Raw genomic sequence first — 23,292 nt, forward strand, 5'->3', positions numbered from 1 at the left:
AGAGAAGAACGAAGGATGAGGTTAAAGGTTAAAAGTTAAAGGTAATTCCGGACTCCTAACCCCCAACCCCTGCTTCCTCAACCAACAGCCGAAACTGCCAAAGACTTCACGCGCCAACGCAAGGTTGAATCTAGGCGTTCTGTATCTAGTAGGTTTTGCAGGTGCGCAATACGTTTGTATCGAGTGCCTTCAAAGTCCTCCAGAATTACTCCCACTTGTTGGTAGGCGGTGTAAAGTTCTTCAACCCCACGACGGGCATTCCATTCGGGTTTAAATTCGGGCAAAACTTCCTGAATTTTGCTGCAATTGACGCGATAGCAGCGCTTATCAGGCCCGGCACCTTTTGCGTACTCAATCCGGCAGTTGGGAACGATCGCTTGAACAATTTCGGCAAGTTCACGAATCCGATAATTATCGTCATTACGACCGACGTTAAAGGCTTGATTGTGAATTACTTCACGCGGTGCATGAAGAACAGCGATGAACGCTCGGCAGATATCAGCAATGTGAACGATCGGACGCCAAGGAGTGCCATCACTTTTGAGGTAAATTAACCCCGTAGTGTAGGCCCAGGCCACCAGGTTATTTAGCACCAAATCAAACCTTAACCGAGGCGACACGCCATAGGCGGTAGCACTCCGCAGAAACGTGGGGCTGAAGTCATCATCTGCCAACTTACTGACATCTTGCTCGGTGAGCACCTTCGACAGACCGTAGGGCGTTACCGGATTAAACGCTGACTCTTCCGTCAACCAATCATCACCACCCGCCCCATAATTGCTACACGAAGACGAAAAGATAAACCGAGAAATGCCCGCTGCTTTGGCGAGTTTTGCTAGACGTACTGAGGCTAGATGGTTGATCTCATAGGTGAGTTCAGGATTGAGATCACCTAGTGGGTCATTGGACAGCCCAGCCAGATGAAGCACCGCATCAAATCCATCTAAATCCGCAATTTCCACGTCCCGTACATCTTTTTTCAGGTCAGGAATGGGACAAATACCGCTGCCAAACGTGCTGCTTGCATACAGATCACTGTCTAGCCCAACAACCTCATGCCCCTGCGCCAACAGCATGGGCACCATTACGGTTCCGATATAGCCCTTGTGGCCGGTTAATAATACTCGCATCGTGTTCCTCCCATGTTTTCCAAGGCGCATTACCACTTTGCCAGAGCGATTCCAGCAGGCGCTTATCACGCAGCGTGTCCATACATTGCCAGAAAGACGTATGGCGATAGGCCATCAACTGCCCGTCCTTAGCTAGTTGTTCCAGTGGTTCTTTTTCCCACTGGGTCTCGTCTCCGGCAATGTAGTTAAAGATTTCCGGTTCTAGAACAAAGAACGCCCCATTGATCCAACCTTCTCGCGTTTGGGGCTTTTCCGAGAATTCAACGATTTGATCGGACTCTAAATTCAAATGACCGAAACGAGCAGGGGGGCGCACAGCCGTTAAGGTGGCCAGTTTGCCATGCGATCGATGGAATGCTAGCAAATCATAGAGATTCACATCGGAGACCCCATCTCCCCAGGTCAACATAAAGGTTTGATTGCCAATATAGGGAGCCAATCGCTTGATGCGGCCGCCCGTATTGGTGTTGGCTCCGGTATCAATTAAATCAACTATCCAATCCAGAGCATAGCCGTCATGGGTTCTCACTTCGCCATTTCTCAGTTGCACAGTGAGATTACTGTTGAGCGAACAGTATTCCACCATATATTTCTTGATCACTTCTCCTTTGTAGCCAAGCGCGATCGCAAAATCATTAAAGCCATAGTGGGCATAATGCATCATAATATGCCACAGGATGGGACGCCCTTCAATTTCTACCATCGGCTTGGGCTTTAATTCCGTTTCTTCTGCCAGTCGTGAACCTAATCCACCTGCTAGAATTGCGACTTTCATAACAAAACTCCGTTGTCCAATGGTTACAACTCCACGTTAGGATTTCAATACGACGTTTGAAGATCTTGACGTTAGAGTTTGGTATTAAGCATGGATGCGATTGAATGGATGCGATTGAACTGTCACGAGCGGACTGAGTTAATTTTGCTCTAAATCCTTGACTAGAGAGATCGCATTTACATGAATTACTTTTGACACAGAAGAACTAGCCTATATCCACGAGATCAAAAATGATCAATGATACGTTTACTCACACCACACAATTGAACGAGAAGCTGGATTAAGGTTATCCAGTCAGGCAAGGTTATCCAGTCAGAATTGTGGTTAAAACAAGCAATATTACTCAAAAAACGCAAAACTTGAGTTCAATGAATCCAAGCAATTTTATACTTCTACCATCAACAAGATTGATTCAGGTCAGACGATCGTCACGATCGCTTCCTAACGCGGTAAGTCACTTTCGTAGTTTCAACGTTGTGCTTCAAACTCAATCGTACAGCAGAGGTGAGTGAGTAATGTACTGACGTTAAAACGTTCAAGCAACTTGTTTTTAGAGCGAACATTGAAAAGGCACTGATCCCATAGCTTCACAAGCTTTAAACCTAGGAGATACCCACTCATTTCCAATGCCGATTTTGTCTATTAATTGGTCTACTGAAAAATGGGCAACGCTGATTCCTACAACGCTGATTACAATAGACGAAAACCATTGAGGTTGATTTTCAAACCAAACGCAAAAAATAAACTAGACGACAAACTTGAATAAACCCTAAGCTCTTTAGCCTTTACAGGGACAAAACTTAAAACTCAACTAGAAACTCAACTAGACAGCCTCTCTGTATCGCGACTCAAGTGAACGAGATCTTTAAGAATGTGCCGAGGTGGAACTCCGATGAAACACATATTTACAGCAAATCCATAGAGAACAATGACAGACTTGAGCCAACTTCACCTAAACTTTATAAAAGGGAAATACCTTGTGAAGCTAGGGTAAACTACTTGGATAGCGGCATCCACCGTAATTTTAGGAAGCAAATGAAGTTATATTAAATCCTATGTTTACTTCCATAAAAACCGAATAAGGTTTAAACAATTCAGGTATACCTAAGATAGCTATCCTGATATGGTTTGGGTGAGTTTAGGTATTTAGAAGAACTTCTTCGATAGCAGAGGCGAAGAATTCTTTGGTGGAACTTGTTTTCACGTTCAATCCTAAACCGTGACCTATCCAGGGAGATGCCGTAGTCCCCTGATTCGATGTTTGCTGAGTAGACGATCGTTTGAATTGAATAACGCTCCAATCAAATATCTCTTCAACTGAATAGCTGACGAACTGAATATTTCTTCAATTGAATAGTGCCTATTAACGTTATCAGCTTTTATGGGTCAATGCATCCCAATACAAGTATTGGCTATGCCTGAACAGGCATACTTAGCCTAGTTATTGGGTTTCTCTAAGTTACCTTTAATAGTCTAGTCAATCGTTTGCTCAGTGCAACTTATCGTTAACTTGGTGCAACCATTGCCGATCGATTTTCGTACTGATTGTTGAACCTTTTGCTGGCTAGTGACGTTCAATTATCAAAATTGATTGCTTGACCAAGATCAATGGTCGGTGTTTGTAGAACTAGTTGAATCTTTGGTTGTGTGTCATGCGTCAACCCGTGCTGACAATTTTTTATCAATTTAATCCCTGGCATTCAACGATCGGCGGGATTCAAACCGTGATTCGATCGTTTATTAAATATGCCCCTAGTGATTGGACAGTGCGCCTGGTGGGAACAGCACACACGTCCGTTGACCCTACCGGACAGTGGCAAGACGCGGAACTAGCAGGACGCCCAATTCAGTTCATGCCGTTAATTTATATATCCAATGACAACATTCGTCAACGAATTCCGACAACTGTTAAATATACGTTGGCGCTGCTAAAACACCGCTTTGTCTCAGACTTTCTGCATTTTCATCGACTGGAGCCGTCTTTGGCTGCATTTGGCTGGACAGGAGACAAAACGCTATTTATCCATAACGATATTCATCAACAGATGGCAGTGGCTCAGAAGCAATCAGATAGTACGTCCATTCTGTGGCAGCATCTTCCAGCCGCTTATTTTGCACTAGAGCGATTACTTGTCCATCAGTTTAACCAAATTCTCTCCTGTAATTCTCAGTCAGCGAGCTTCTATCAACAACAATATCCAGCGATCGCCAACAAAGTAGCCCTCATTAAAAACACAGTAGATGGTGATATTTTCTATCCGTTATCTGCACCAGAGCGGGAAGCCAAGCGAATTCAATTGACAAAACAATTCAATTTGCATCCAGAAACCCACTTTATTTTGTTTGCGGGTCGGCTGCATCCCCAAAAAGATCCGATTTTGCTACTGCAATCGATTGCGGCCTTAGAGCATCCGCATGTTCATCTTTTAGTAGCAGGAGATGGCGAACTGACTACTGTGATGCAAGCAGAAATTGCTCGACTACAGCTAACGCCTCGAGTGACTTTACTGGGAGCACTTTCACAAGCAGACTTGGCTAATTTACATCGCCTATCTAGTGTATTGGTACTCACTAGCATCCATGAAGGCTTACCGTTAGTAGCGCTCGAAGCCCTAGCATGTGGTACTCCTGTGGTGACAACCCCCTGTGGCGAAACTCCCCATCTTCTGACCGCCGAAAGCGGTATTGTTTGCGACGATCGCGCTCCTCAAACCATTGCTGCTGCCATTCAACAAGTTTTGCTAAATCCTGATATCTATTCTGTTCAATCTTGCCTTCGAGCCGCTCAGCCCTATAGCGCTCGGACTGTCATCAGCCATCTGTACGACGACATGCTGTCGCGTTGGCAACCCTAAAAGCTTCGTTTGCTTCCTCTAGATAATTGCCCCCGTGCGAAGGAGCATCGCCATGAAAATTGCTGTCATTGGTGCGAAAGGTTTACCTCCAACTCAAGGAGGCATTGAGCATTACTGTGCTGAGATTTATCCTCGAATGATTGCCCAAGGTCATTCCGTTGATTTATTTGCTCGATCGTCTTGTATTTCCCTCTCTCCATTTGACTATTACGATTTTGAGGGTATCCGCGTGATCTCCTTGCCCTGCCCCGGTAAAAAAGGACTGGATGCCATGTCAAGTTCGGTGCTGGGCGCATTGTTTTCGCTGGGGGCTGGTTATGACATCATTCATTTCCATGCCCTTGGCCCCGCTTTGTTCACTTGGTTATCTCGCATTTCTTGCTCTGCCAAAATTGTGGTAACGTGCCACGGATTAGACTGGAAGCGGGACAAATGGGGAAAATTATCGAGTCGGTTAATTCGCTGGGGGGAACAGGCTGCCGTCAACTTTGCCGATGAGTTGATTGTGGTATCTGAAGAACTGCGATCGTATTTTCAGAAAACTTACGATCGGCAGACGCTCTACATTCCTACGGCTCCTGCTAGGTATGCCGCCTCTGATCCAACGTTTGCGTTCGGCTCGTCGCTACAGTTGCAGCCAAGGCGCTACATTCTGTTTTTAGGGCGATTGGTTCCCGAAAAGTGTCCGAATTTACTGCTCAAAGCCTTCCAAAGCCTGCGGTTAGAAGATTGGAAGTTAGTTTTTGTGGGAGGTAATAGCGATACACCTGCCTTCAAAGCCAAATTAATTCACAGTGCCGGTAACGATCCGAACGTGCTATTTACAGGAGAACTGCGGGGCAGCCAACTGGCAGAAATTGTCCGAGGGGCCGGCTTGTTTGTGTTGCCATCTAAGCTAGAAGGGTTGCCGCTTGCCATGTTAGAGGCAATGGTCGAAGGCATTCCAGTTCTTGCCAGTGATATTCTGCCACATCGTCAGTTACTAAAAGACGATCGGGGATTGTTATTTCAGGTAGGCCAGGTTGATTCCTGTGCAGCGTCTCTTAATTGGGCCATTCAGCATCCGCAGGAAATGAAACTCATGGCGGAACGAGCTAGACAATACGTTCGTTTGAATTACACCTGGGAACAAATTACCGCGGCCAATTTAGATGTATATAAGTCCCTTGCTAGCTTGCCTCGTCATATTCCGGTTGGCGAAATGATTCCTGCCTTTTCCGGAGTAACGACTGATTCAATTGGACATGAGCCATAGCCAAACTGATGACACTAGTCTCTTGATATCACCTAATCACTTGAATCGTTCTACTGTTGTTTTGCCGTTGCCATCCTCTTTTTTCACGAATGATTGCAATCAATCGCTCACATTGATAATCACACGAGAGAGACAAAGATGAGTAAAATTTCATCTCTACCATTGATCTTAAAACGTCATTCCTGGGCAGCTTTGGCGACCTTTGCCTCTGTGGTAGGTACAGCTTGCGTATATTTATATACAGCTTCTCCTGTTTACGAAGCATCTGGGCGACTGATGCTAGATGAACGGCGCACTAGCGTCTCTGAGTTGGGTCGCGCGTTATCAGAAATTCCTGAAGGCTCGCAAGGTTCTAATCCGATCGCCACACAGGCGGAGTTGGTGAAGTCGCAGCGGGTATTACGTCGAGCTATAGACCAAGTGTTTCCAGAGGGGACAAGCCCCCTCGATCAACCAGTTGTCACTCCTGAACAGCTAAGCCAGGACTTGCAAATCAAAATTGTGCCGGCTACCAATATTCTGGAATTAAGTTATCGTCATTCCGATCCTCAGGTGGCAGCGGATCTTTTAAATGCGATCGCAGATGCCATGATTCAGGAAAACGTTGAGTCAATCCGACGGGAAGCGTCGTCGGTGCGCAAATTTTTGGAAGATCGCGTTCCTCAACAACAAGCTCGCTTAGAACAAGCAGAAGCGATCGAAAGTCAGTACCGTCAGTCCAGCGGGGTTGTCTCGTTTGAAGCGCAAACTAGCCGATTGGTAGAAAGCTTAGCCGAAATTGAGAATGAAGAACGAACCGTCATGGCAGACTTACGGCAAGCGCAAACGCGAGATGCCTTGTTACAACAAGTGACAGGGTTGACGGCTTTGCGGAGTGCTTATACCGCTGTGCGAGTTGGACAAGATGAAGGGCTGCGCAACCTCAGAACGCAATTGTCCGAGTTGGAAGCGAAGGTGATTGAACATCGATCGCGCTTGGGCGAACGCCATCCCGATTTGCTGGCCGCCATAGAACAACGAGACGAAATGCGAGCCTATTATGCTCAACAACTGGCGCGGCTGGTACCCAGCGGCGAATCCGTTCCAGCTAGTGCAGAAGCCGCAGACGATGTTAGTAAAGATTTAATTTCACAGTACATTGTGGGCGAAGTTGAGCGCACGGCATTGGAAGATCGGCTGAGGGTTGTAAAAACTGAACGGCAAGGTCTACAATCACGGATTTCAGAACTACCGATTAAACAACAGCAGTTATCGGCGTTGGTGCGGCAACGAGAAGAAGCTGAAGCCACGCTCAAACTTTTGCAAAGCAAATTGGAGGAAGCCCGGATTGCCGAAGCTCAATTGGTCAGCAATGTACAAGCGCTAGATTTAGCAGAAATTCCGGATTCTCCGGCTGTGCCGAATCCACCTGTGGTATTTGTGTTGGCAATTGTGGCAGGAACACTGCTGTCGGCTGGGGTTGTAGCGCTGCTAGAAGCAATGGATGATGTGGTGCGCAGTGCACCCGAAGTGGAAGCCGCCATTCAACTTCCGGTGTTAAGCGACTTGCCCAAGCTAGAGCCGATCGCCACCTCTCCCTATGAACTAGAGCATTTCCTCAACGACGCCAACCTTGTTGAACCCTATCGCTTGTTGTTGAAGACGCTGGAATTTCGCAAAGATAATCAACTGAACGTAATTTTGGTGAGCAGTGCGATGGCAGGAGAGGGCAAATCGGATTTAGCCGCTCGGTTGGCGGCGGTGGCTGCTATGTTTGCTCGTCGCACCCTGTTAATTGATGCTGACTTACGGCAACCCATTCAACACGGACTGTTTAATGTGCCTGCTCGACCCGGGCTAACCGATGTCATTGAAGGGCGCAAAACGTTGTCAGAAGCAGTGCAGACAACGGAATTTGGCAATTTGTCGCTGTTGCCTCATGGCGCTTGGTTGGCTCGCCCGTCGGTAATTGTGGAAGCACCCACTATGAAAACGCTGATCAGTGATGCGGCTGCTCGCTACGATTTAGTAATCATTGATACATCTCCAATCAGCCTGTGTGTGGACGCCGTCACGTTGAGTCATCTAACCGATGGCTTGTTGTTTGTCGCTCGGCCAGACCATACTGCTAAAACTGCGATGATGCGCGCCATTACCGAGTTAAAAGGTAGCGGCACCTCGATCTTGGGAGTTGTTCTCAACCGTACCACTGATATGACGCGCCCACCTGATAGCTCTTTGATTGAGCAACTTCAGCCAGCGATCGACTCACTCCACTCTCTGAGGCAACCGTCTGTCAATAACTGATCGGTTTCTCTATCTTTACGCTTTCCTGAATCGATACAAAATTTCTGTTATTACAGCGCCCATCTACTATCCTCTACTCTTCGATTTTTTATCATCAGGAATTACCTATGAGACTATCAGTTTTCTCACCATCAATTGCGATCGCTATCCTTTCTGTCTTTGGAGTTGGAACAGCGACCGTGGCACAATCGATCTCGCCCACTGAGCAGAGAGCCGAGCCGATCCCTGAGCAAACAGTTCCAGCAATGTCTGTGAACTCCGCGTTGAGCGACGTCTCATGGAGCGATCCGTCCTCAACCCCCCTCAAGGCTGGCGATCGATTACAAGTCACCGTTGTGGGATTTCCCGAACTCTCTGGAGAACAACTTGTTACTTCAAACGGTGGAATTCAGTTACCTATGGCCGGTTTAATTCAGGTATCTGGATTAACGCCGCCGCAAGCCGTGGCCAAAATTACCGATGCTCTTCTGCCCTATGTCCGCTATCCGCAGGTGGGGTTGTCAGTTGTTGCCTTCAGCCCTATCCGAGTTAGCATTACCGGGGAAGTGCGTCATCCTGGACCGCGCGTCATGTCCGCTGCGACTGCTTCTACTCAGGCAACGAGTCCCATCCCAACCAGCAGTGCCATGACGTTGAGCGAGGCGCTGACGTTAGCCGGCGGTATCACCCCCAATGCAGATGTGCAGAACATTCTCATTCGTCGTACTGTTCATCATCATGATGATTCTGGTAGTTCCAACCCTCCTGCTGTTGCTCGAACAGAAATTCCAGTGGATTTATGGCAGGCAATTCAGACAGGGGATCTGTCCGCTGATCCACGTTTGCAAGATGGAGATGAAATCATCGTGCCGACGATTCAAGTTGCGCACAGTTATCAACGGCAATTGCTAGCCTCGACCATCGCTCCGGCTCAAATTACGGTACAGGTTGCGGGAGAGGTGCTAAATCCCGGACAAATTCAAGTCGATCCGCGATCGGGGGTCAGCGAAGCAGTCGCGGCGGCAGGTGGCCCTACCGATGATGCCAACACACGATCGATTGAACTATTGCGCATGGTAGATGGTCGATTAGAGCGCCAAACCTATGATTTTGGCGATGCGTCTAGCCCGTTACTGGATGGCGATGTCATTGTAGTTTCCAAATCTAATTCCAGTAGCCTTCTTGATTCGTTAGGACGAATTATTCCATTACTTAATCCATTCCTATTCTTGTTCTAGCGCTGGGTTTAACAAACTTTGTGTAAGGGCTACTAATTGTGTTTATTCATCAACAAAATCGTTCCATATATTTACCGATTGCTATTGTCACCGGGGCAATCGGACTAGGAGCCGTCGTTGGATTACTCGCTGGGGCCAAACCCTTGTATTTAGGCATCTTACTCGTTGCTGCTCTGGTCTTTCTGCTGTTTTTTCTGCGATTTGAGCAAACAGTCTTAGGATTGCTAATTTTACGCAGCGCGATCGACAGTTTTGTGGGGCTACAGTTGCCGTCTGTTTTTGCCGTTGGCTTAAATTTGCTCATCATCGTTTATGTACTTATGGCTTTGGCAACCGATCGATCTGTGCGTACCGATCGATTTTGGTGGTTTTTTGCAGGTTGGTGGCTGATACAAGGCTTGTGGCTGGTGCTGCTGGCAATGGGCGCATTGGGACACTCTGCCTCGCTGATGTCAGACAGCATTCGCGAGTGGGTGCGGCTGTTTTCTTGGGTCATGGTGTATCTGCTGATTCTGCAACTGCGCGGTCGCGTTGCGCCTCAAACCATTATCTCTGCGCTGTTTCTATCGTTAATTATCCCGATTGCGGTGGCGGTGCTGCAAATGGTGGCTCCTTCAGTGCTGCCGAATGAACTATCTCCGGTGATGGGATTAGATCCAGGTGCGGCCCTACCCGATGAAGGCGTGCGAATTCGCGGCACGATCGGTCATGCCAATAGCTTTACCACGTATCTCCTCTTGTTTATCGCCTTGACGCTATGGAAAATGGAACACTCTAAACAACGCTGGCTGTGGTTGCCGCTGCTAGGGACATTGATCGTTTGCCTTGTTGCAGCTAAAGCGCTATTCGGCGTGGTGATGCTAGGTGTGTTCATGCTGGTGTTAATGGCTCCCCGGCTAAACGGGCTGAACTTGATTGGTGGCGCAATTTTATTCACGCTGGTGATTGCCTTGTTTGCCAGCAGCGAATTTGGTAGACAACGACTCGGTTCGATCGCCAATACCCCGCTACTAAATCCAGACATCGACATTTCTCGCGCAATTTTATTGTCTAACTCAGATTACAACAGTTTCAATTGGCGAATTTCTCAATGGTATACATTGCTGAATGCCTGGAAGCAGTATCCAATTTTTGGCTATGGACTGGGATTAAGTATTCACACTTCAGGTAATAACTTGCTTCCTCACAATGATTACATTCGATCGTTAGTAGAGGGAGGCGTTGTTGGATTTAGCGCGTTTATAGGCTTATTGGGGATGCAAGCCATGCGCTTGTTGCGCCTACGACAACGGTTGCAACCCGGACCTCAGCGCAATTTTTGCTGGACACTTTTTGCGATGTTTGTGGCAATGTGTGTAGGCATGATAACTGAAAATATCTGGAGTCACACTTTGCTGTTTTTCTATTGGTGGACACTCTGGGTTGCGGCTAGTTGGGACTGGGAACAGCCCACATCCCAGCCTGTATCTGTACCAGAAACGTAATAACTCTGAAAAGAATAACCATCGTTGCAGCCGTTCATGTGCCTAACTGCTATCAATTTATCAAACTAACGTGACGAATCAAAAAAGATGAGAAGGGAGCACTTCCACCTTCCCCATCTGTAGCCCCAAATCTTTATATCACTTGGCAACCACTATTCTTAATACCCCAGAACAGGAATGGCAGTCATGAAGAAAATGATTCGCTATATCTTTCAAGATTGGTCCGTTAATCGATCGGCTAGTATCAAGTCAAGTCTGGTCTTAGCACTGTTTCGACTGGCTCAATTAGCAACTCGATCGCCGCGCTATTTAGCAGGTTTGGCAAGCGTATATGGCGTGCTATACCAAGTGCTCGTAGGTTGGCTACTAGGAATTGAGTTACCTAGTTCTGTGCAAGTGGGTCAATACTTAAAACTGCGGCATGGCGTAGCCTTGGTAGTGCATCGGGATACGGTGATTGGCGATTACTGCACGCTGCGGCACTCTACGACAATTGGCAACAAGCAGCGATCGGACGGCTCATTCACTAACGCTCCCAAAATTGGTAATCATGTCGATATTGGAGCCAATGTGGTGATATTAGGAGCGATTACCATCGGAGATCATGCGGTGATTGGTGCAGGAGCCGTGGTAGTGAAGGATGTGCCGTCTGGTGCAGTAGTGGCAGGCAATCCTGCTAAAATCCTTGGCGTTGTCAATCAATCTACCAATCATGAAACAGAATTTCCTCTAATGATGGAGGTTTAGTGTATGCCTAAGGTTTCTGTTATCGTTCCTACCTATAACTCGATCGCGTATCTTCCTGAAACGATCGAGAGTATATTACAGCAAACATTCACTGATTTTGAAGTGCTGATTGTCGATGACGGTAGCACCGATCAGACGGTAGCGTGGGCCAAGCAAATCGTTGATCCCCGGGTACGGGTCATAATGCAACCGAACCAAGGAGTTTCAGTGGCTCGCAATACAGGCATTCTGCAAGCCCAAGGAGAGTATGTAGCGTTTCTAGATGCCGATGATACCTGGAATCACTCTAAATTAGAACAACAAGTCTATTATTTAGATACTCATCCGAAGATTGGCTGGGTACATAGTTGGGTATCGCTGATTGACGCGCAGAGTCAACCGATTGGTAAACCGCTAATTTCGTCAGCCGAGGGACAAATTTGGGAAGAATTGCTGATTCGCAATGCCATTGCTTGTTGTTCAGTGATGGTGCGGCGATCGTGTTTTTCTGTGGCAGGATTGTTTGATCCCAATATTCGCTCAGCGGAAGATTGGGAATTGTGGATTCGTCTTGCGTTTCATTACCCAATTGGGTTAATTAAAGAACCTCTAGCACGATATCGAGTCTTACCAACAAGCAAATCTAAGAATTGCCAACTAGTAGAACGATCGTTGCATCAAATTATTGAAAAAACTTTTGCAGACATTCCACTTAACTACCAATCATGGAAGTCCCGCAGCTACGGCTACGCCTACTTATATTTGGCGTGGAAGGCACTGCAAGGTCAAACCAAAGATATCAGTGCAGCAATCCGGTATCGACAACAAGCCAAACAATACTGTCCTCGTTTGCGTTATTCCGTCGAGTATCTGCGTTTAGGTGTGGCGATTGGTTTGATACAAGTAGTTGGAGGCGATCGCTATACATTGTTTTTGCGCACGGTGAATAGGCTGCAAGGGTGGATCACTCAGGTACAAAGGATAAACGTTCGCTGGCATTCTCAACAAGAATCATTGTAATGTGCTTGCTCAGGTTTGCATCCTTATCTAGATTCGGCGATGTTATTCGTATTAGCTCATGACACTCACTCAAACACTGAAGCGGCTTTCCTCGAATCAATTTGCCAGAAATGTTGGTTGGTTGGGCGGTGCAGAACTGGTGCAACGAGTCTTTCGCCTAGCTACCACTGTTACCTTAGCGCGAGTTTTTACGCCGGAAGACTATGGGATGGTTTCGGCAATTTATACAACGTTTGAGTTTGGCAATGTGCTTTGTTTACGAGGAGGAATTGGAGCTAAGGTGGTGCAAGCATCTGATTCCGAACTGGCTATTATCACCAATACGTCTTATTGGCTGAACTGGCTGTTGTGCGGAGCGATCGCCTTGATTCAGTGTGCCTTAGCTTATCCGATCGCCCAGTTTTATGGTAGTTCTGAATTATTTCTACCCATTTGCGTCCTGGCGTTGAGCTATTTAATCTTGCCTGTGTTTTTGGTGCAATCGTCGCTCGTGGAACGGGAAAATCGGTTGCATGTTAGAGCCTGGGGATCGGCAGCACAGACGATCGTTAGTAACTTAATAATGGTAGTGTTAGCTGCACTAGGTTGGGGCGTTTGGGCGGTCGTTTGGGCAATTGTTTGTAGTTATCCAGTGTGGATTTTCATCACCTATCGCAATCATGATTGGCGGCCTCGGCAGGACTTTAATTTGAATCAGTGGCAAGACATTCTTCGGTTCGGTAGCCAGATGCTAGGAGTAGAGTTACTGAATCGAATTCGCTTCAACATCGACTATCTGCTAGTAGCTCATTTTCTAGGGTTGGAAGTTTTGGGGCTTTACTTTTTTGCCTTTAATGCTGGACTCGGAATTAGCCTTAGTGTAATTGGGTCTTTAACACTGGCTTGGTATCCTCATTTCTGTCAGGTACGCACAGATCTGAATCAACTGAAGCAGCGATATTTTGGTAGCTTCAAAACCATTCTGACAATTGTTGTCCCAATCGTACTCTTACAAACCAGTCTTGCCCCCCTCTATGTGCCAATTGTTTTTGGGCCACAATGGACTTCTGCTATTCCCATTTTAATTTTGATTTGTTTTTCTGCTATTCCCATCGCTTTATCACGAGCAAATTCTCAACTGTTACAAACATTAGATCAGATTGTGATTGATTTGCGCTGGAATGTTATATTCACTGTTTTCTTTGCTGTTTGTATTTACTTTGCCGTTTCAGGCGGAATTACCTGGGTGGGGATTACGGTTCTACTAACGCAAGCAATCTGTGTGCCGTTTTTCACTATTTGGGTCATCCATTATGTTTTTGGATGGAGAAGCTAGATTATGAAAACGCTTTACACCGACTTACAAAAACAGGTAAATCAAGCCCTGTGGAAGTTAACACAATCCTCAATGAAATCAGCTAGTTCTCCGCCAAATTTGCCTGTTTCGACAACGATGCAGATTTACTGGCCAACGGTCTATCAATGGGCATTGGCTCAAAAGTGGGTTGGCTCTTTGGTAAAAAACTTTCAGCAATATCTTCCAGTTCAATTCAGTAATATTCCACAGCCTTATCAGGGTATCGTGATTTTTCAAGTTAGGAAAGACAGCGAGCTACAGTCTGTTGCGATCGATTACAGTGATTCTTCAACAGTAAATTTAGATTGTGCACAACAGGTTAGACTTTATTTCAAAATGCAGTATCTTTGTGAGGGTTATCAACTTGCTCATGTTGTTCCTGGAGGTTTTGTTCCAGCAGATAAAAACCTATATCGCCATTTACCGTATCTACGTCATCAGCGCGATCGAAAAACATTCACTTACGATGTGTATGGACGATTTGGAAGGCATCTAGGAACAGCCATTCGCACCCAAGCCGTAGAGATTTTGTCTCAACAACACCAATTTCGCTATGAAGGCGGGCTGAAGAAAGTGCGCTACCTCCGATCGTTGCAAGAAATCAGCCGATCAAAGGTCTGTCTTGATTTACCAGGGAATGGATCGTTTTGCTTCCGCTTAGTTGATTATTTCGCAGTTGGCGCCTGCGTGATTAGCTATCCACATCGAACCCGTCTGCCGAGTCCACTTGTCGATCGGCAGCACATTGTGTACTGTCGCGAAGATTTTTCAGATTTACTGGATCTATGTGCCTATTACCTTGAGAACGAAGTGGCACGTGAACAGATTTGTCAACAATCTCGCCACTATTTCGATCACTATCTCGATCGCACACAACTATCCCAATATTACTTGACTACTATCCACAACGTCTTATTTTGTTGATGGATACATTGATTTAGATTATGGTATCACCTTCATCATGCTAGTCATCAACTTTAAATTCAAGCGATATCTATTCCTAGCCCTGTTTGCGGGGTTACTGGCTTTAGTTCCAACACTAGCACAATGTACTGATTTACCTAGCAGCGATTTACCTAGCGTAGCTCCCCTTCCCCATCCGGCGATCGCAACAAGCACCAATCTCGCCCCCCCTACAACTCGCGATCCTTGGCTTTGGCCGTTTTCTCAAGATTCGATTTGGAATATGCCGATCGGCAGTCACGCTCAATATAAGCCTGCCAACTTGCCACCTGCTGAGCGAATGCGCCCCGATTTTGATCTGCTGTTTGTCATCCCTGAGGGCAGCCCTTTGCGGGCACTTTATAATCCCGGTAGCTGGCATCAACGCTGTTTAGGCACCACAACCTATGAACATTTATCTATTCCTATTCCAGATGATTTAATTGTGCCAGATGCAATTAACACGTCCACCCGACTATATACTCCTAACAATGCAGCGGCCCTTTTACAACCGGATGGGCGCACACTGATTCAATTAGCTCCAATGGCGCGTTGTGTTCGGGGTGGCCCGGTTTATGGTTATCGCTTGAAAGATAATGTGGATATTTATAGTCAGGGTATTGAAGGAAGTCATTATGGCTCTGGGTTGTCAGCGATCGGCGGCGCAATTCGCAAAGGAGAACTCTTGGGTGATGCTCCAATTCGTCATGCGCTGAAGTTGGAACTGTGGGAGAAATATCTTCACTATGACCCTACAAGTCCGACCCCTGGCTATCGTTGGCCTGCTACGCGAGCAGATGGACAGGCAGCGGAGATTTATGAAGGAACCGATCCGGATCTTGTGATGGGAGCGTTATTGGCAATTCCACCTCAAATCAGTGAAGCCAGCTTGAATTTACAAACACCAGCGGGTAGAAAATTATTTCATGCACTGCAAGACTATGGTGGATATCACGTGGATGTAACAGGTTGGAATTGTTATGGAATTGCTATCGAGAAAGGAGCAGAGGAAGAGTTCAAGCAAGCATATGGATACGATTTTTTGGCAGACACGCAAACAAATCTACCATTCTATGAAGACTTAATGAAACTATTTCAATCGCTCTCGATCGTAATCAACAATGCACCTGATAATGTAGGGGGAGGTGGAACGCTGCGCACATCTTTAGCACCCCCTTTCCGTAACGAGATTCCTGAAACTTCATAACTATTACAGTTCTAATTTTTGAACTCTAGAACGAATTCAATCGATCGTAATCTGACTAATTGCACATGAAAGAAAATATGACAAATCACTCTCCTCGCATCAGTATTGGACTGGCTGTGTATAACGGTGAGACTTATCTGCAAGAAACTCTAGATTCTATTCTGGAGCAAACGTTTACTGACTTTGAATTAATCATTTCAGATAATGCTTCGACCGATCGCACAGTAGAAATCTGTCAGGATTATGCAGCCCGCGACTCTCGGATTCGCTTCTATCAAAACGATCGCAATCGCGGAGCTTGTTGGAATCAAAACCGCGTCTATGAGCTTGCTAGAGGTGAATATTACAAACTAGCAGCCCATGATGATCTGTGTGCTCCAACATTTTTAGCTCGCTGTGTAGAAGTCTTAGATCAGCATCCTGATGTAGTTGTATGTTATCCTCAAACCTTGATCATCAACGAGCAAGGTGAGATTCAAACTCAGTATCCTGATGGTAAATTAATTGGTAATCCCAACAAACACGCCCGACCTTGGCAATCTTGGTTATCTCCTCTGATAGGAGACGGACAGTTACACTTGGATTCTCCTTGCCCTTCAGTTCGATTTCGCGATATTGTTTGCGAACTCGGCAAGTGTCATCCGATCTTTGGTCTCATTCGTGTCAGCGCTCTCAAGCAAACACCTGGTTTGCAAGCCTATAGTCACGCAGATGGAGTGTTGTTGGCAAGATTAGCTTTGCTTGGAACGTTCTATCAAGTTCCAGAAGTACTGTTCTTTTCAAGGGAGCATCCTCAGCAATCTTCGCAGCGATATCGCAACCGCCAGAAGGGAGGACATGATTACCACGCCTACAACGTGTGGTGGAACCCCGACAATGCTAGTAAATTATGCGTACCAACCTGGAAGATTTTTTCAGAGTTTTGTCTGGCGGCTGCGGAATCGCCCATTACGATACCCGGCAAACTAGGCTGTTATTTTGCAGCGCTGCGCTGGCTACGTGGCAACTGGCGATCGTTGCTATCGGAAGTGCAAATTGTGCTGAGGCAACAAGCCGGCCGTAGGTGGCAGTCGTGGCAACCAAAACGTCGATCGCTAGTTTCAAATGATTAATCACTGGGCGTTGCTGAACGCCGAGATGAATTGCCCTCATCCCCAACCCTTCTAGGGAGAAGGGAGCTAGACCTGTTGTTTCCTCTGCTTTGGGAAAGGGCTAGGGTGAGGACTGCAAGTAGCTCCAGCACGAGAATCATACTTCTGTTCGGCAACGCCAATCACTGCACCAAATTTATGATGTCATGAAAATTGCATTTGTCAGCCAACCCTGGAACGAGGTAACACCCCCTGTGTTGTCCTCATCGATTGTTATTTGGACGCATGAAGTGGTTCATCGCTTAGTTCGAACCCATGATTGTGATGTGGTGATCTATTCTAAACAAATCCCATTCCAACCTCGAACTGAGAAAAATGACCGCATCCTGTATCGTCGCATTCGCAATGATTGGCAAGGAGCGCTTTATCGGTTGTTCGATAAAGTTTCTAAGACAATGGGTTGGCAGTGGCGATCGTTTAGTTCATCCATCTATTACTTGCCTTATATTCTGCACATTGCCTACGATTTACGCCAACAGCAGTGCGATGTGGTGCATGTTCATAACATGTCGCAATTTGTGCCAATCATTCGCCAATTGAATCCTCACATCAAAATTGTGTTACATATGCATTGCGAATGGCTGACGCAACTTCATCCCACCCAGATTAAACCTCGAATTCAGCAGGCAGATCTTGTTATTGGGTGCAGCGAGTTTATTACCCACAACATTCGTCAACAGTTTCCACCCCTGGCTTCACGGTGCCATACCGTGTGGAATGGGGTTGATCCACAGAGATTTAATCGTCGTGATCGCGCGACTGAGTCATCCACTCAGAATCTGCTATTTGTCGGTCGCATTTCGCCGGAAAAAGGTACTCACATCCTACTGCAAGCCTTTGAAAAGATTGTCACCGTTTACCCAAACGCACGCCTGACGCTGGTAGGGTCAATTGGAGCGAGTCCTGTTGAATTCACCGTTGGTTTGAGCCAGGACTCAATCGATCGCGCTCTGATTCCGCTGTATTCCAAGCAATATTTTGCCCAACTACAGCAATCCCTAGCGCCATCGATTGCCAATCGGGTGGTGTTTACAGGCGCTATTAGCCACTCCAACTTGATGGAGTTGTATCAGGATGCGGATGTTTTCGTTTACCCGTCGGTATGGAACGAGCCATTTGGCATTCCGATTGTAGAAGCAATGGCGGCGGTACTTCCAGTCGTCTCAACCCGCAGCGGTGGCATTGTGGAGATCATTACCTCTGGCAAAACCGGGCTGTTGGTTGAGCGCAACAATGCATCGGCACTGGCAACCGCCATATTGCGGCTTTTAGCAGATGCAGAACTGCGAACTTCCATAGCAAAAGCCGGACGCCGGCAAGTGTTAGAGCAATTTACCTGGGATCGGGTTGCCCAAGATGTGCTGCATCATTATCAACAACTGTGTCGTCAGGAACCAACGTCGATTAAGCCTCATCGATCGCGGGTAATGGCTAATTGGTGATGGCTAATTAATCTCGGGGCTTGGCCTTTTTGCCAATCTCTAATTCTCAACTTTCAACCTCTCAAAGCGATGACTCAGTATACGTTTGCAATTATTGGCGGTGGCATTGTTGGTCTATCTACTGCAATGGCAGTAGGGCAACGGTATCCAGATGCTCGGATTCTCGTTCTAGAGAAAGAAAGCGGCTGGGCCCACCACCAAACAGGGCGCAACAGCGGCGTGATTCACTCTGGGCTGTATTACCAACCGGGAAGCTTGAAAGCAAGATTGTGTCGCAACGGCAATCGATCGATGGTGGCATTCTGTCAGCAATATGGGATTGACTACGAGTTGTGCGGTAAGGTGATTGTTGCCACAGACCCAGCAGAGTTACCACAACTCGATCGCTTATATGAACGAGGATTGCAAAATGGTGTGAAACTCGATCGCCTCAGCGGAGACGCCATTCGAGACATTGAACCGTATGTCAATTGCATTGCCGGGCTACGGGTTCATTCGGCTGGTATTGTCAATTATAAACAAGTGTGTCAAACCTATGTTGATATCATTCAACGACAGGGTGGCAATCTCTGCTTAAATACTACTGTTCAGAATTTAGTTCAAGCATCAAATGGATACACTATAGAAACGAATCAGGGAACATTTTCAACCCAATTTTTAATCAATTGTGCTGGGCTACATAGCGATCGAATCGCTCGAATGGGGCAAGCAGATCCAACAGCCAAAATCATTCCCATTCGCGGCGAGTACTATGAACTCAAACCAGAAAAACGGTATTTGGTTCGTCATCTCATTTATCCTCTACCCGATCCGACCATGCCTGTATTGGGTGTTCACTTCACTCGTATGATTGATGGCACAATTCACGCCGGCCCAAATGCGGTTTTAAGTTTAAAGCGCGAAGGCTACCGCAAAACCGATATTGATTTACGGGATATGACAGAAGTGCTAACCTATTCTGGCTTTTGGAAAATGGTGGCTGCCTATCCAACCACCGCCATTCAAGAATTGATTCGCTCGTTCAGTAAAGCTGCATTTGTTCGCAGCCTGCAACGATTAATTCCCGATGTGCAAGCCAATGATCTGATTCCGTCTCCCGCTGGCGTGCGAGCACAAGCGGTGAAGCCAGATGGACACTTTGTAGAGGATTTTTTGCTTATTCGTACTGCTCATGCTATGCACGTTTGCAATGCTCCCTCACCAGCAGCCACCGCGTCGATCGAAATTGGCAAGGCGATCGTTGCCGAACTGTCTTCTCTGGTAAACGATAGAGCCGTGGAAACATTGAGGTCAGGTTAACGCCGCACTAGTTCAATCACGGCTTCAATGAGTAGTTCTGGTTGCAATGGTTTTGTGATATGACGCTGATAGCCACTATGGAGTGCCTGCTGCTGGTCTTCTTCACGAGCATAAGCCGTCAAGGCGATCGCAGGTAGCTGTCCACCTTTCTCAGCAGGCAAGGTCCGAATCTGTTGAATAAGCGCATAACCATCTACATCGGGCATTCCAATATCACTGATCAAGACATCAGGTTGAAAAGAGTCTAAATTTGCCAACACGTCGGCGGCTGAAGCAACAGACAGCACGTCTGCCCCATACTGAGTGAACAATCCTGTTAATAGCTCCCGGGCATCCGAACTATCATCAACTGCCAGGATGCGAATTCCTGTCAGATCTAAATCGGGTTGGGGTAAGTTGTCTAGCCGCTGAAGTTGGGGTTCAGCATTCAGCAACGGTAGCCAAACGGTAAACGTTGCGCCCAGCCCTTCACCGGGACTATCAGCGGTAATTGCGCCACCGTGCGCTTCCACCAATTGCCGCACGATCGCCAGTCCCAACCCTAGCCCGCCATACTTGCGCGTCGTCGAAGCATCTTCTTGTCGGAATGATTCAAAAATATGAGGAAGAAACGCGGGACTGATGCCTTTACCTGTGTCGGTAATAGTGAGCCGCGCGTGATCAGTCATTGGTAAAGAACAAGGAGTCATGGAAGCGGATTCCGAAGCATTCCTCATCGCCCAAGCGCAATTTGCCCTGACCTGTTCTAAGCGAATTTCTACTCGTCCTCCTTCTGGAGTGAACTTGATGGCATTGGAGAGTAAATTCCAGACGATTTGCTGAAGGCGGGCCGCATCCCCCACCACCTGACCAATATCAGGCAAGAACGCAGAGAGGGTAATCGATTTGGCAACGGCAGCGGTTTGAACTGTATCAATCGCGGCTTCAACGATGGCAGATAATTGCACAGCAGTGGTTGTCAGACTGAGTTTTCCCCGCAAAATTTTAGCCACATCCAGCAAGTCATCGATCAATTGCGTTTGTAATTTGGCATTGCGTTCAATCGTGGCAATTGCAAGCGCCATTTTGGTTTCATCCAGTTTGCGAGTTTGCAATAACTTTGTCCAACCCAGAATTGGATTCAACGGCGATCGCAACTCATGGGAAAGCACAGCCAGAAATTCATCTTTAATACGGTTAGCGCGTTCGGCGGCTTCACGGGCGGCTTGCGCTTGCTGAAGTAATTGTTCTCGCTGAGCTTCGACTTGTTTCTTTTCAGTAATATCTAGAACCGTGCCAATGAAGCGTTGTGGCGTGCCAGATGCATCAAAGTAGGCTTGTCCTTTTGCGGCGATCCACCGTTCAACCTTATCTTCAATTCCAATGACACGATATTCCATATCATAGTTGCCACCGCTATCGGGACTACAGGAGTATTGGATCGCCTGTTCAAGCCGGTCCCAATCATCGGGATGTAGCGCTTCAAAAAAGGCTTCAATGCTCGGCTCGACACCGGCAGGTAAACTAAACATCGCTTTGCAACCGGCATCCCAGGTCAGTTCATTGGTCAGAAGGTTCTAGTCCCATGTGCCGATTTGAGCAGATTCGAGTGCCATACGGAGACGATCTTCACTTTGACGTAGAGCCATTTCGGCCTGTTTGCGATCGCTAATATCTTTGAATAGAATCGCTACCTTCCGGCTTCCTGGCGAGCCAATGCGAAAGGCAGAAACGTCAAACCATCGATTCATAGAACAGGCATAATTTTCAAACCGGACAGGCTCACCCGTTAAAACCACATTGCCATACAGTTCAAACCAGTAGGATTCTAGGTTTGGCAGCAATTCGCGGGCTGTTTTCCCCTGTGCCTGTTTCAAACCTGTTTGGTTTTCAAACACCGAATTGATTTCCAACAATCGGTAATCGATCGGGCGATGGTCGTCGTCAAAGATCACCTCAGCTACGCAAAACCCCTCATTCATCGACTCAAACAGAAGACGATATCGTTCTTCCGACACACGCTGGGCTTTCTCAGCTTGTTTGCGTTGGGTGATATTGATTTGAATACCAATCATTCCGTTGGGTTGATTGTCTTCATCATAGGTCAGATGGCCAATGTCGGCTAGCCAGCGCTCAGAGCCATCGGGTAAACAGACTCGATACTCTAGATAAAGGGGGGTACGGTTATCAAGGGCTTGGTTGACTGCTTGTTGAGCTCGGTCTCGATCGTCCGGATGCACAGCATTGAGCCAAGCGTCATACGTTGACACAACACGTCCTGGTTCATACCCCAACAAGCGGAAGTTTTCGTCTGACCAGATAGTCCGATTATCGGACTTGAACCACTGCCACATTCCCGCTTCCGCGGCACTTAACGCCAGCGCCAACCGTTGTTCACTCTGATGCAGTTTTTCTTGAATTTGTTTTTGATCATGAATGTTGGTGATTGTGCCAATCCAACTGGTGATTTGGCCTTGAGGATCTCGAGTTGGAATCGCTCGACAGATAAACCAATGGTAGACGCCGTCCCAACGACGAATCCGATACTCAATTTCAAATGGTTCTCCGGTTGCAATTGATCGTTGCCAGAGCGCCATCGTGCGATCGCGCTCCGTCGGATGCACCGTCTTCACAGCCTCTACCCCCATCGACTCGGCTGCACCCAAACCCGTGTACTCATACCAGCGCTGATTCCAGTAGTTGACACCCCCGGTTGCATCGGCTGTCCACACCATTTGCGGCATGGCTTCAGCTAGCTCTCGATAGCGTTGTTGACTAACTTGTAGAGCCGCGATCGTTTCGGTTAACTTGATTTCCATCTGCTTGCGATCAGTAATATTTCGCCAAGAGGCCACAAAGCCATCGTTGAGTTTCGCTGCACGAATATCGAACGCCCGGGCGAGTCGCTGTCCACCATAGGTATCTTCGTATACTAACGATTCTTTAATCAGCGGTTCTCCGGTTTCAACCACATGGCAATATCGATCAAACAACCCTGTTTCGCGATGACCAGGCAGCAATTCACATAATCTTTGTCCAATTTGTCTGGCTTTGGGCATTTGGTTGTTTTCACAGGCGGCTGCATTTAGATAATCGATGCGAAAATCTACAATTTGTCCCAATTCATTACGTATGGATGAAAAGATGCCAAAGCAATCCAACATATTTTCGACCGATGTTTGAAACTG

Annotated in this window: 15 protein-coding genes and 1 pseudogene; 13 read left to right on the plus strand and 3 right to left on the minus strand. The window is 47.0% G+C overall.

What is annotated here, in order from left to right:
• Nucleotides 1-77: 77 nt before the first annotated feature.
• Nucleotides 78-1,130 carry an NAD-dependent epimerase/dehydratase family protein gene (locus OXH18_RS11570; protein WP_268612937.1) on the minus strand — a complete coding sequence of 351 codons (1,053 nt, stop codon included), beginning with the start codon at nucleotides 1,128-1,130 and terminating at the stop codon, nucleotides 78-80.
• Nucleotides 1,054-1,905 (minus strand): glucose-1-phosphate cytidylyltransferase, encoded by an 852-nt coding sequence (gene rfbF, locus OXH18_RS11575; RefSeq protein WP_290428452.1) that lies wholly within the window; start codon nucleotides 1,903-1,905, stop codon nucleotides 1,054-1,056. Before rfbF ends, OXH18_RS11570 begins: the two co-directional genes overlap by 77 nt.
• 1,652 nt (nucleotides 1,906-3,557) lie before the next feature.
• Here rfbF and OXH18_RS11580 point away from each other — a divergent pair.
• From OXH18_RS11580 to lhgO, 13 genes are all read left to right on the plus strand, one after another.
• On the plus strand, nucleotides 3,558-4,760 hold the full coding sequence (locus tag OXH18_RS11580) for a glycosyltransferase (RefSeq protein ID WP_268612938.1): 1,203 nt from the start codon (nucleotides 3,558-3,560) through the stop codon (nucleotides 4,758-4,760).
• A 52-nt stretch (nucleotides 4,761-4,812) separates the two neighbouring features.
• Nucleotides 4,813-6,015 (plus strand): glycosyltransferase family 4 protein, encoded by a 1,203-nt coding sequence (locus OXH18_RS11585; protein ID WP_268612939.1) that lies wholly within the window; start codon nucleotides 4,813-4,815, stop codon nucleotides 6,013-6,015.
• Nucleotides 6,016-6,153: 138 nt separating this feature from the next.
• Nucleotides 6,154-8,301 (plus strand): GumC family protein, encoded by a 2,148-nt coding sequence (locus tag OXH18_RS11590; protein ID WP_268612940.1) that lies wholly within the window; start codon nucleotides 6,154-6,156, stop codon nucleotides 8,299-8,301.
• Between the two features lie 107 nt (nucleotides 8,302-8,408).
• Complete coding sequence (locus tag OXH18_RS11595) at nucleotides 8,409-9,518, plus strand: SLBB domain-containing protein (protein ID WP_268612941.1); 1,110 nt, start codon at nucleotides 8,409-8,411, stop codon at nucleotides 9,516-9,518.
• A 38-nt stretch (nucleotides 9,519-9,556) separates the two neighbouring features.
• Nucleotides 9,557-11,002: an O-antigen ligase family protein gene (locus tag OXH18_RS11600; protein WP_268612942.1), complete on the plus strand. Its 1,446-nt coding sequence runs from the start codon at nucleotides 9,557-9,559 to the stop codon at nucleotides 11,000-11,002.
• A gap of 186 nt (nucleotides 11,003-11,188) precedes the next feature.
• On the plus strand, nucleotides 11,189-11,749 hold the full coding sequence (locus OXH18_RS11605; RefSeq protein ID WP_268612943.1) for a serine acetyltransferase: 561 nt from the start codon (nucleotides 11,189-11,191) through the stop codon (nucleotides 11,747-11,749).
• Between the two features lie 3 nt (nucleotides 11,750-11,752).
• Nucleotides 11,753-12,748: a glycosyltransferase family 2 protein gene (locus OXH18_RS11610; protein ID WP_268612944.1), complete on the plus strand. Its 996-nt coding sequence runs from the start codon at nucleotides 11,753-11,755 to the stop codon at nucleotides 12,746-12,748.
• Nucleotides 12,749-12,806: 58 nt separating this feature from the next.
• Nucleotides 12,807-14,063 (plus strand): lipopolysaccharide biosynthesis protein, encoded by a 1,257-nt coding sequence (locus tag OXH18_RS11615; protein ID WP_268612945.1) that lies wholly within the window; start codon nucleotides 12,807-12,809, stop codon nucleotides 14,061-14,063.
• Between the two features lie 3 nt (nucleotides 14,064-14,066).
• A complete protein-coding gene (locus OXH18_RS11620) occupies nucleotides 14,067-15,008 on the plus strand; it encodes a glycosyltransferase (RefSeq protein WP_268612946.1) in 942 nt (313 codons plus the stop codon).
• A gap of 37 nt (nucleotides 15,009-15,045) precedes the next feature.
• Entirely contained in the window at nucleotides 15,046-16,233 is a 1,188-nt protein-coding gene (locus tag OXH18_RS11625) for a hypothetical protein (RefSeq protein WP_268612947.1), read from the plus strand.
• A gap of 77 nt (nucleotides 16,234-16,310) precedes the next feature.
• The gene (locus OXH18_RS11630; protein WP_268612948.1) at nucleotides 16,311-17,345 is read left to right on the plus strand and encodes a glycosyltransferase family 2 protein; all 1,035 of its coding nucleotides are present in this window, start codon (nucleotides 16,311-16,313) and stop codon (nucleotides 17,343-17,345) included.
• Nucleotides 17,346-17,530: 185 nt separating this feature from the next.
• The gene (locus tag OXH18_RS11635) at nucleotides 17,531-18,826 is read left to right on the plus strand and encodes a glycosyltransferase family 4 protein (RefSeq protein ID WP_268612949.1); all 1,296 of its coding nucleotides are present in this window, start codon (nucleotides 17,531-17,533) and stop codon (nucleotides 18,824-18,826) included.
• 69 nt (nucleotides 18,827-18,895) lie between these two features.
• Nucleotides 18,896-20,125, plus strand: a complete 1,230-nt coding sequence (lhgO, locus tag OXH18_RS11640; protein WP_268612950.1) for an L-2-hydroxyglutarate oxidase — start codon at nucleotides 18,896-18,898, stop codon at nucleotides 20,123-20,125.
• Here lhgO and OXH18_RS25500 read toward each other — a convergent pair.
• A pseudogene (locus OXH18_RS25500) lies at nucleotides 20,122-23,163 on the minus strand (hybrid sensor histidine kinase/response regulator). The gene lhgO and the pseudogene OXH18_RS25500 overlap by 4 nt on opposite strands.
• Nucleotides 23,164-23,292 lie beyond the last annotated feature (129 nt).

Origin of the sequence: Thermocoleostomius sinensis A174 (genome assembly GCF_026802175.1) — a bacterium.
GTDB lineage: Bacteria > Cyanobacteriota > Cyanobacteriia > Elainellales > Elainellaceae > Thermocoleostomius > Thermocoleostomius sinensis.

What these genes read in the sequence shown, in the direction of transcription:
- OXH18_RS11610 (WP_268612944.1), top strand. Translation starts at nt 11,753, where the DNA reads ATGCCTAAGGTTTCTGTTATCGTTCCTACCTATAACTCGATCGCGTAT.
- OXH18_RS11630 (WP_268612948.1), top strand. Translation starts at nt 16,311, where the DNA reads ATGACAAATCACTCTCCTCGCATCAGTATTGGACTGGCTGTGTATAAC.
- OXH18_RS11635 (WP_268612949.1), top strand. Translation starts at nt 17,531, where the DNA reads ATGAAAATTGCATTTGTCAGCCAACCCTGGAACGAGGTAACACCCCCT.
- OXH18_RS11570 (WP_268612937.1), bottom strand. Translation starts at nt 1,130, where the DNA reads ATGCGAGTATTATTAACCGGCCACAAGGGCTATATCGGAACCGTAATG.
- OXH18_RS11620 (WP_268612946.1), top strand. Translation starts at nt 14,067, where the DNA reads ATGAAAACGCTTTACACCGACTTACAAAAACAGGTAAATCAAGCCCTG.
- lhgO (WP_268612950.1), top strand. Translation starts at nt 18,896, where the DNA reads ATGACTCAGTATACGTTTGCAATTATTGGCGGTGGCATTGTTGGTCTA.
- OXH18_RS11625 (WP_268612947.1), top strand. Translation starts at nt 15,046, where the DNA reads ATGCTAGTCATCAACTTTAAATTCAAGCGATATCTATTCCTAGCCCTG.
- OXH18_RS11585 (WP_268612939.1), top strand. Translation starts at nt 4,813, where the DNA reads ATGAAAATTGCTGTCATTGGTGCGAAAGGTTTACCTCCAACTCAAGGA.
- OXH18_RS11615 (WP_268612945.1), top strand. Translation starts at nt 12,807, where the DNA reads ATGACACTCACTCAAACACTGAAGCGGCTTTCCTCGAATCAATTTGCC.
- OXH18_RS11595 (WP_268612941.1), top strand. Translation starts at nt 8,409, where the DNA reads ATGAGACTATCAGTTTTCTCACCATCAATTGCGATCGCTATCCTTTCT.
- OXH18_RS11590 (WP_268612940.1), top strand. Translation starts at nt 6,154, where the DNA reads ATGAGTAAAATTTCATCTCTACCATTGATCTTAAAACGTCATTCCTGG.
- OXH18_RS11580 (WP_268612938.1), top strand. Translation starts at nt 3,558, where the DNA reads ATGCGTCAACCCGTGCTGACAATTTTTTATCAATTTAATCCCTGGCAT.
- rfbF (WP_290428452.1), bottom strand. Translation starts at nt 1,905, where the DNA reads ATGAAAGTCGCAATTCTAGCAGGTGGATTAGGTTCACGACTGGCAGAA.
- OXH18_RS11605 (WP_268612943.1), top strand. Translation starts at nt 11,189, where the DNA reads ATGAAGAAAATGATTCGCTATATCTTTCAAGATTGGTCCGTTAATCGA.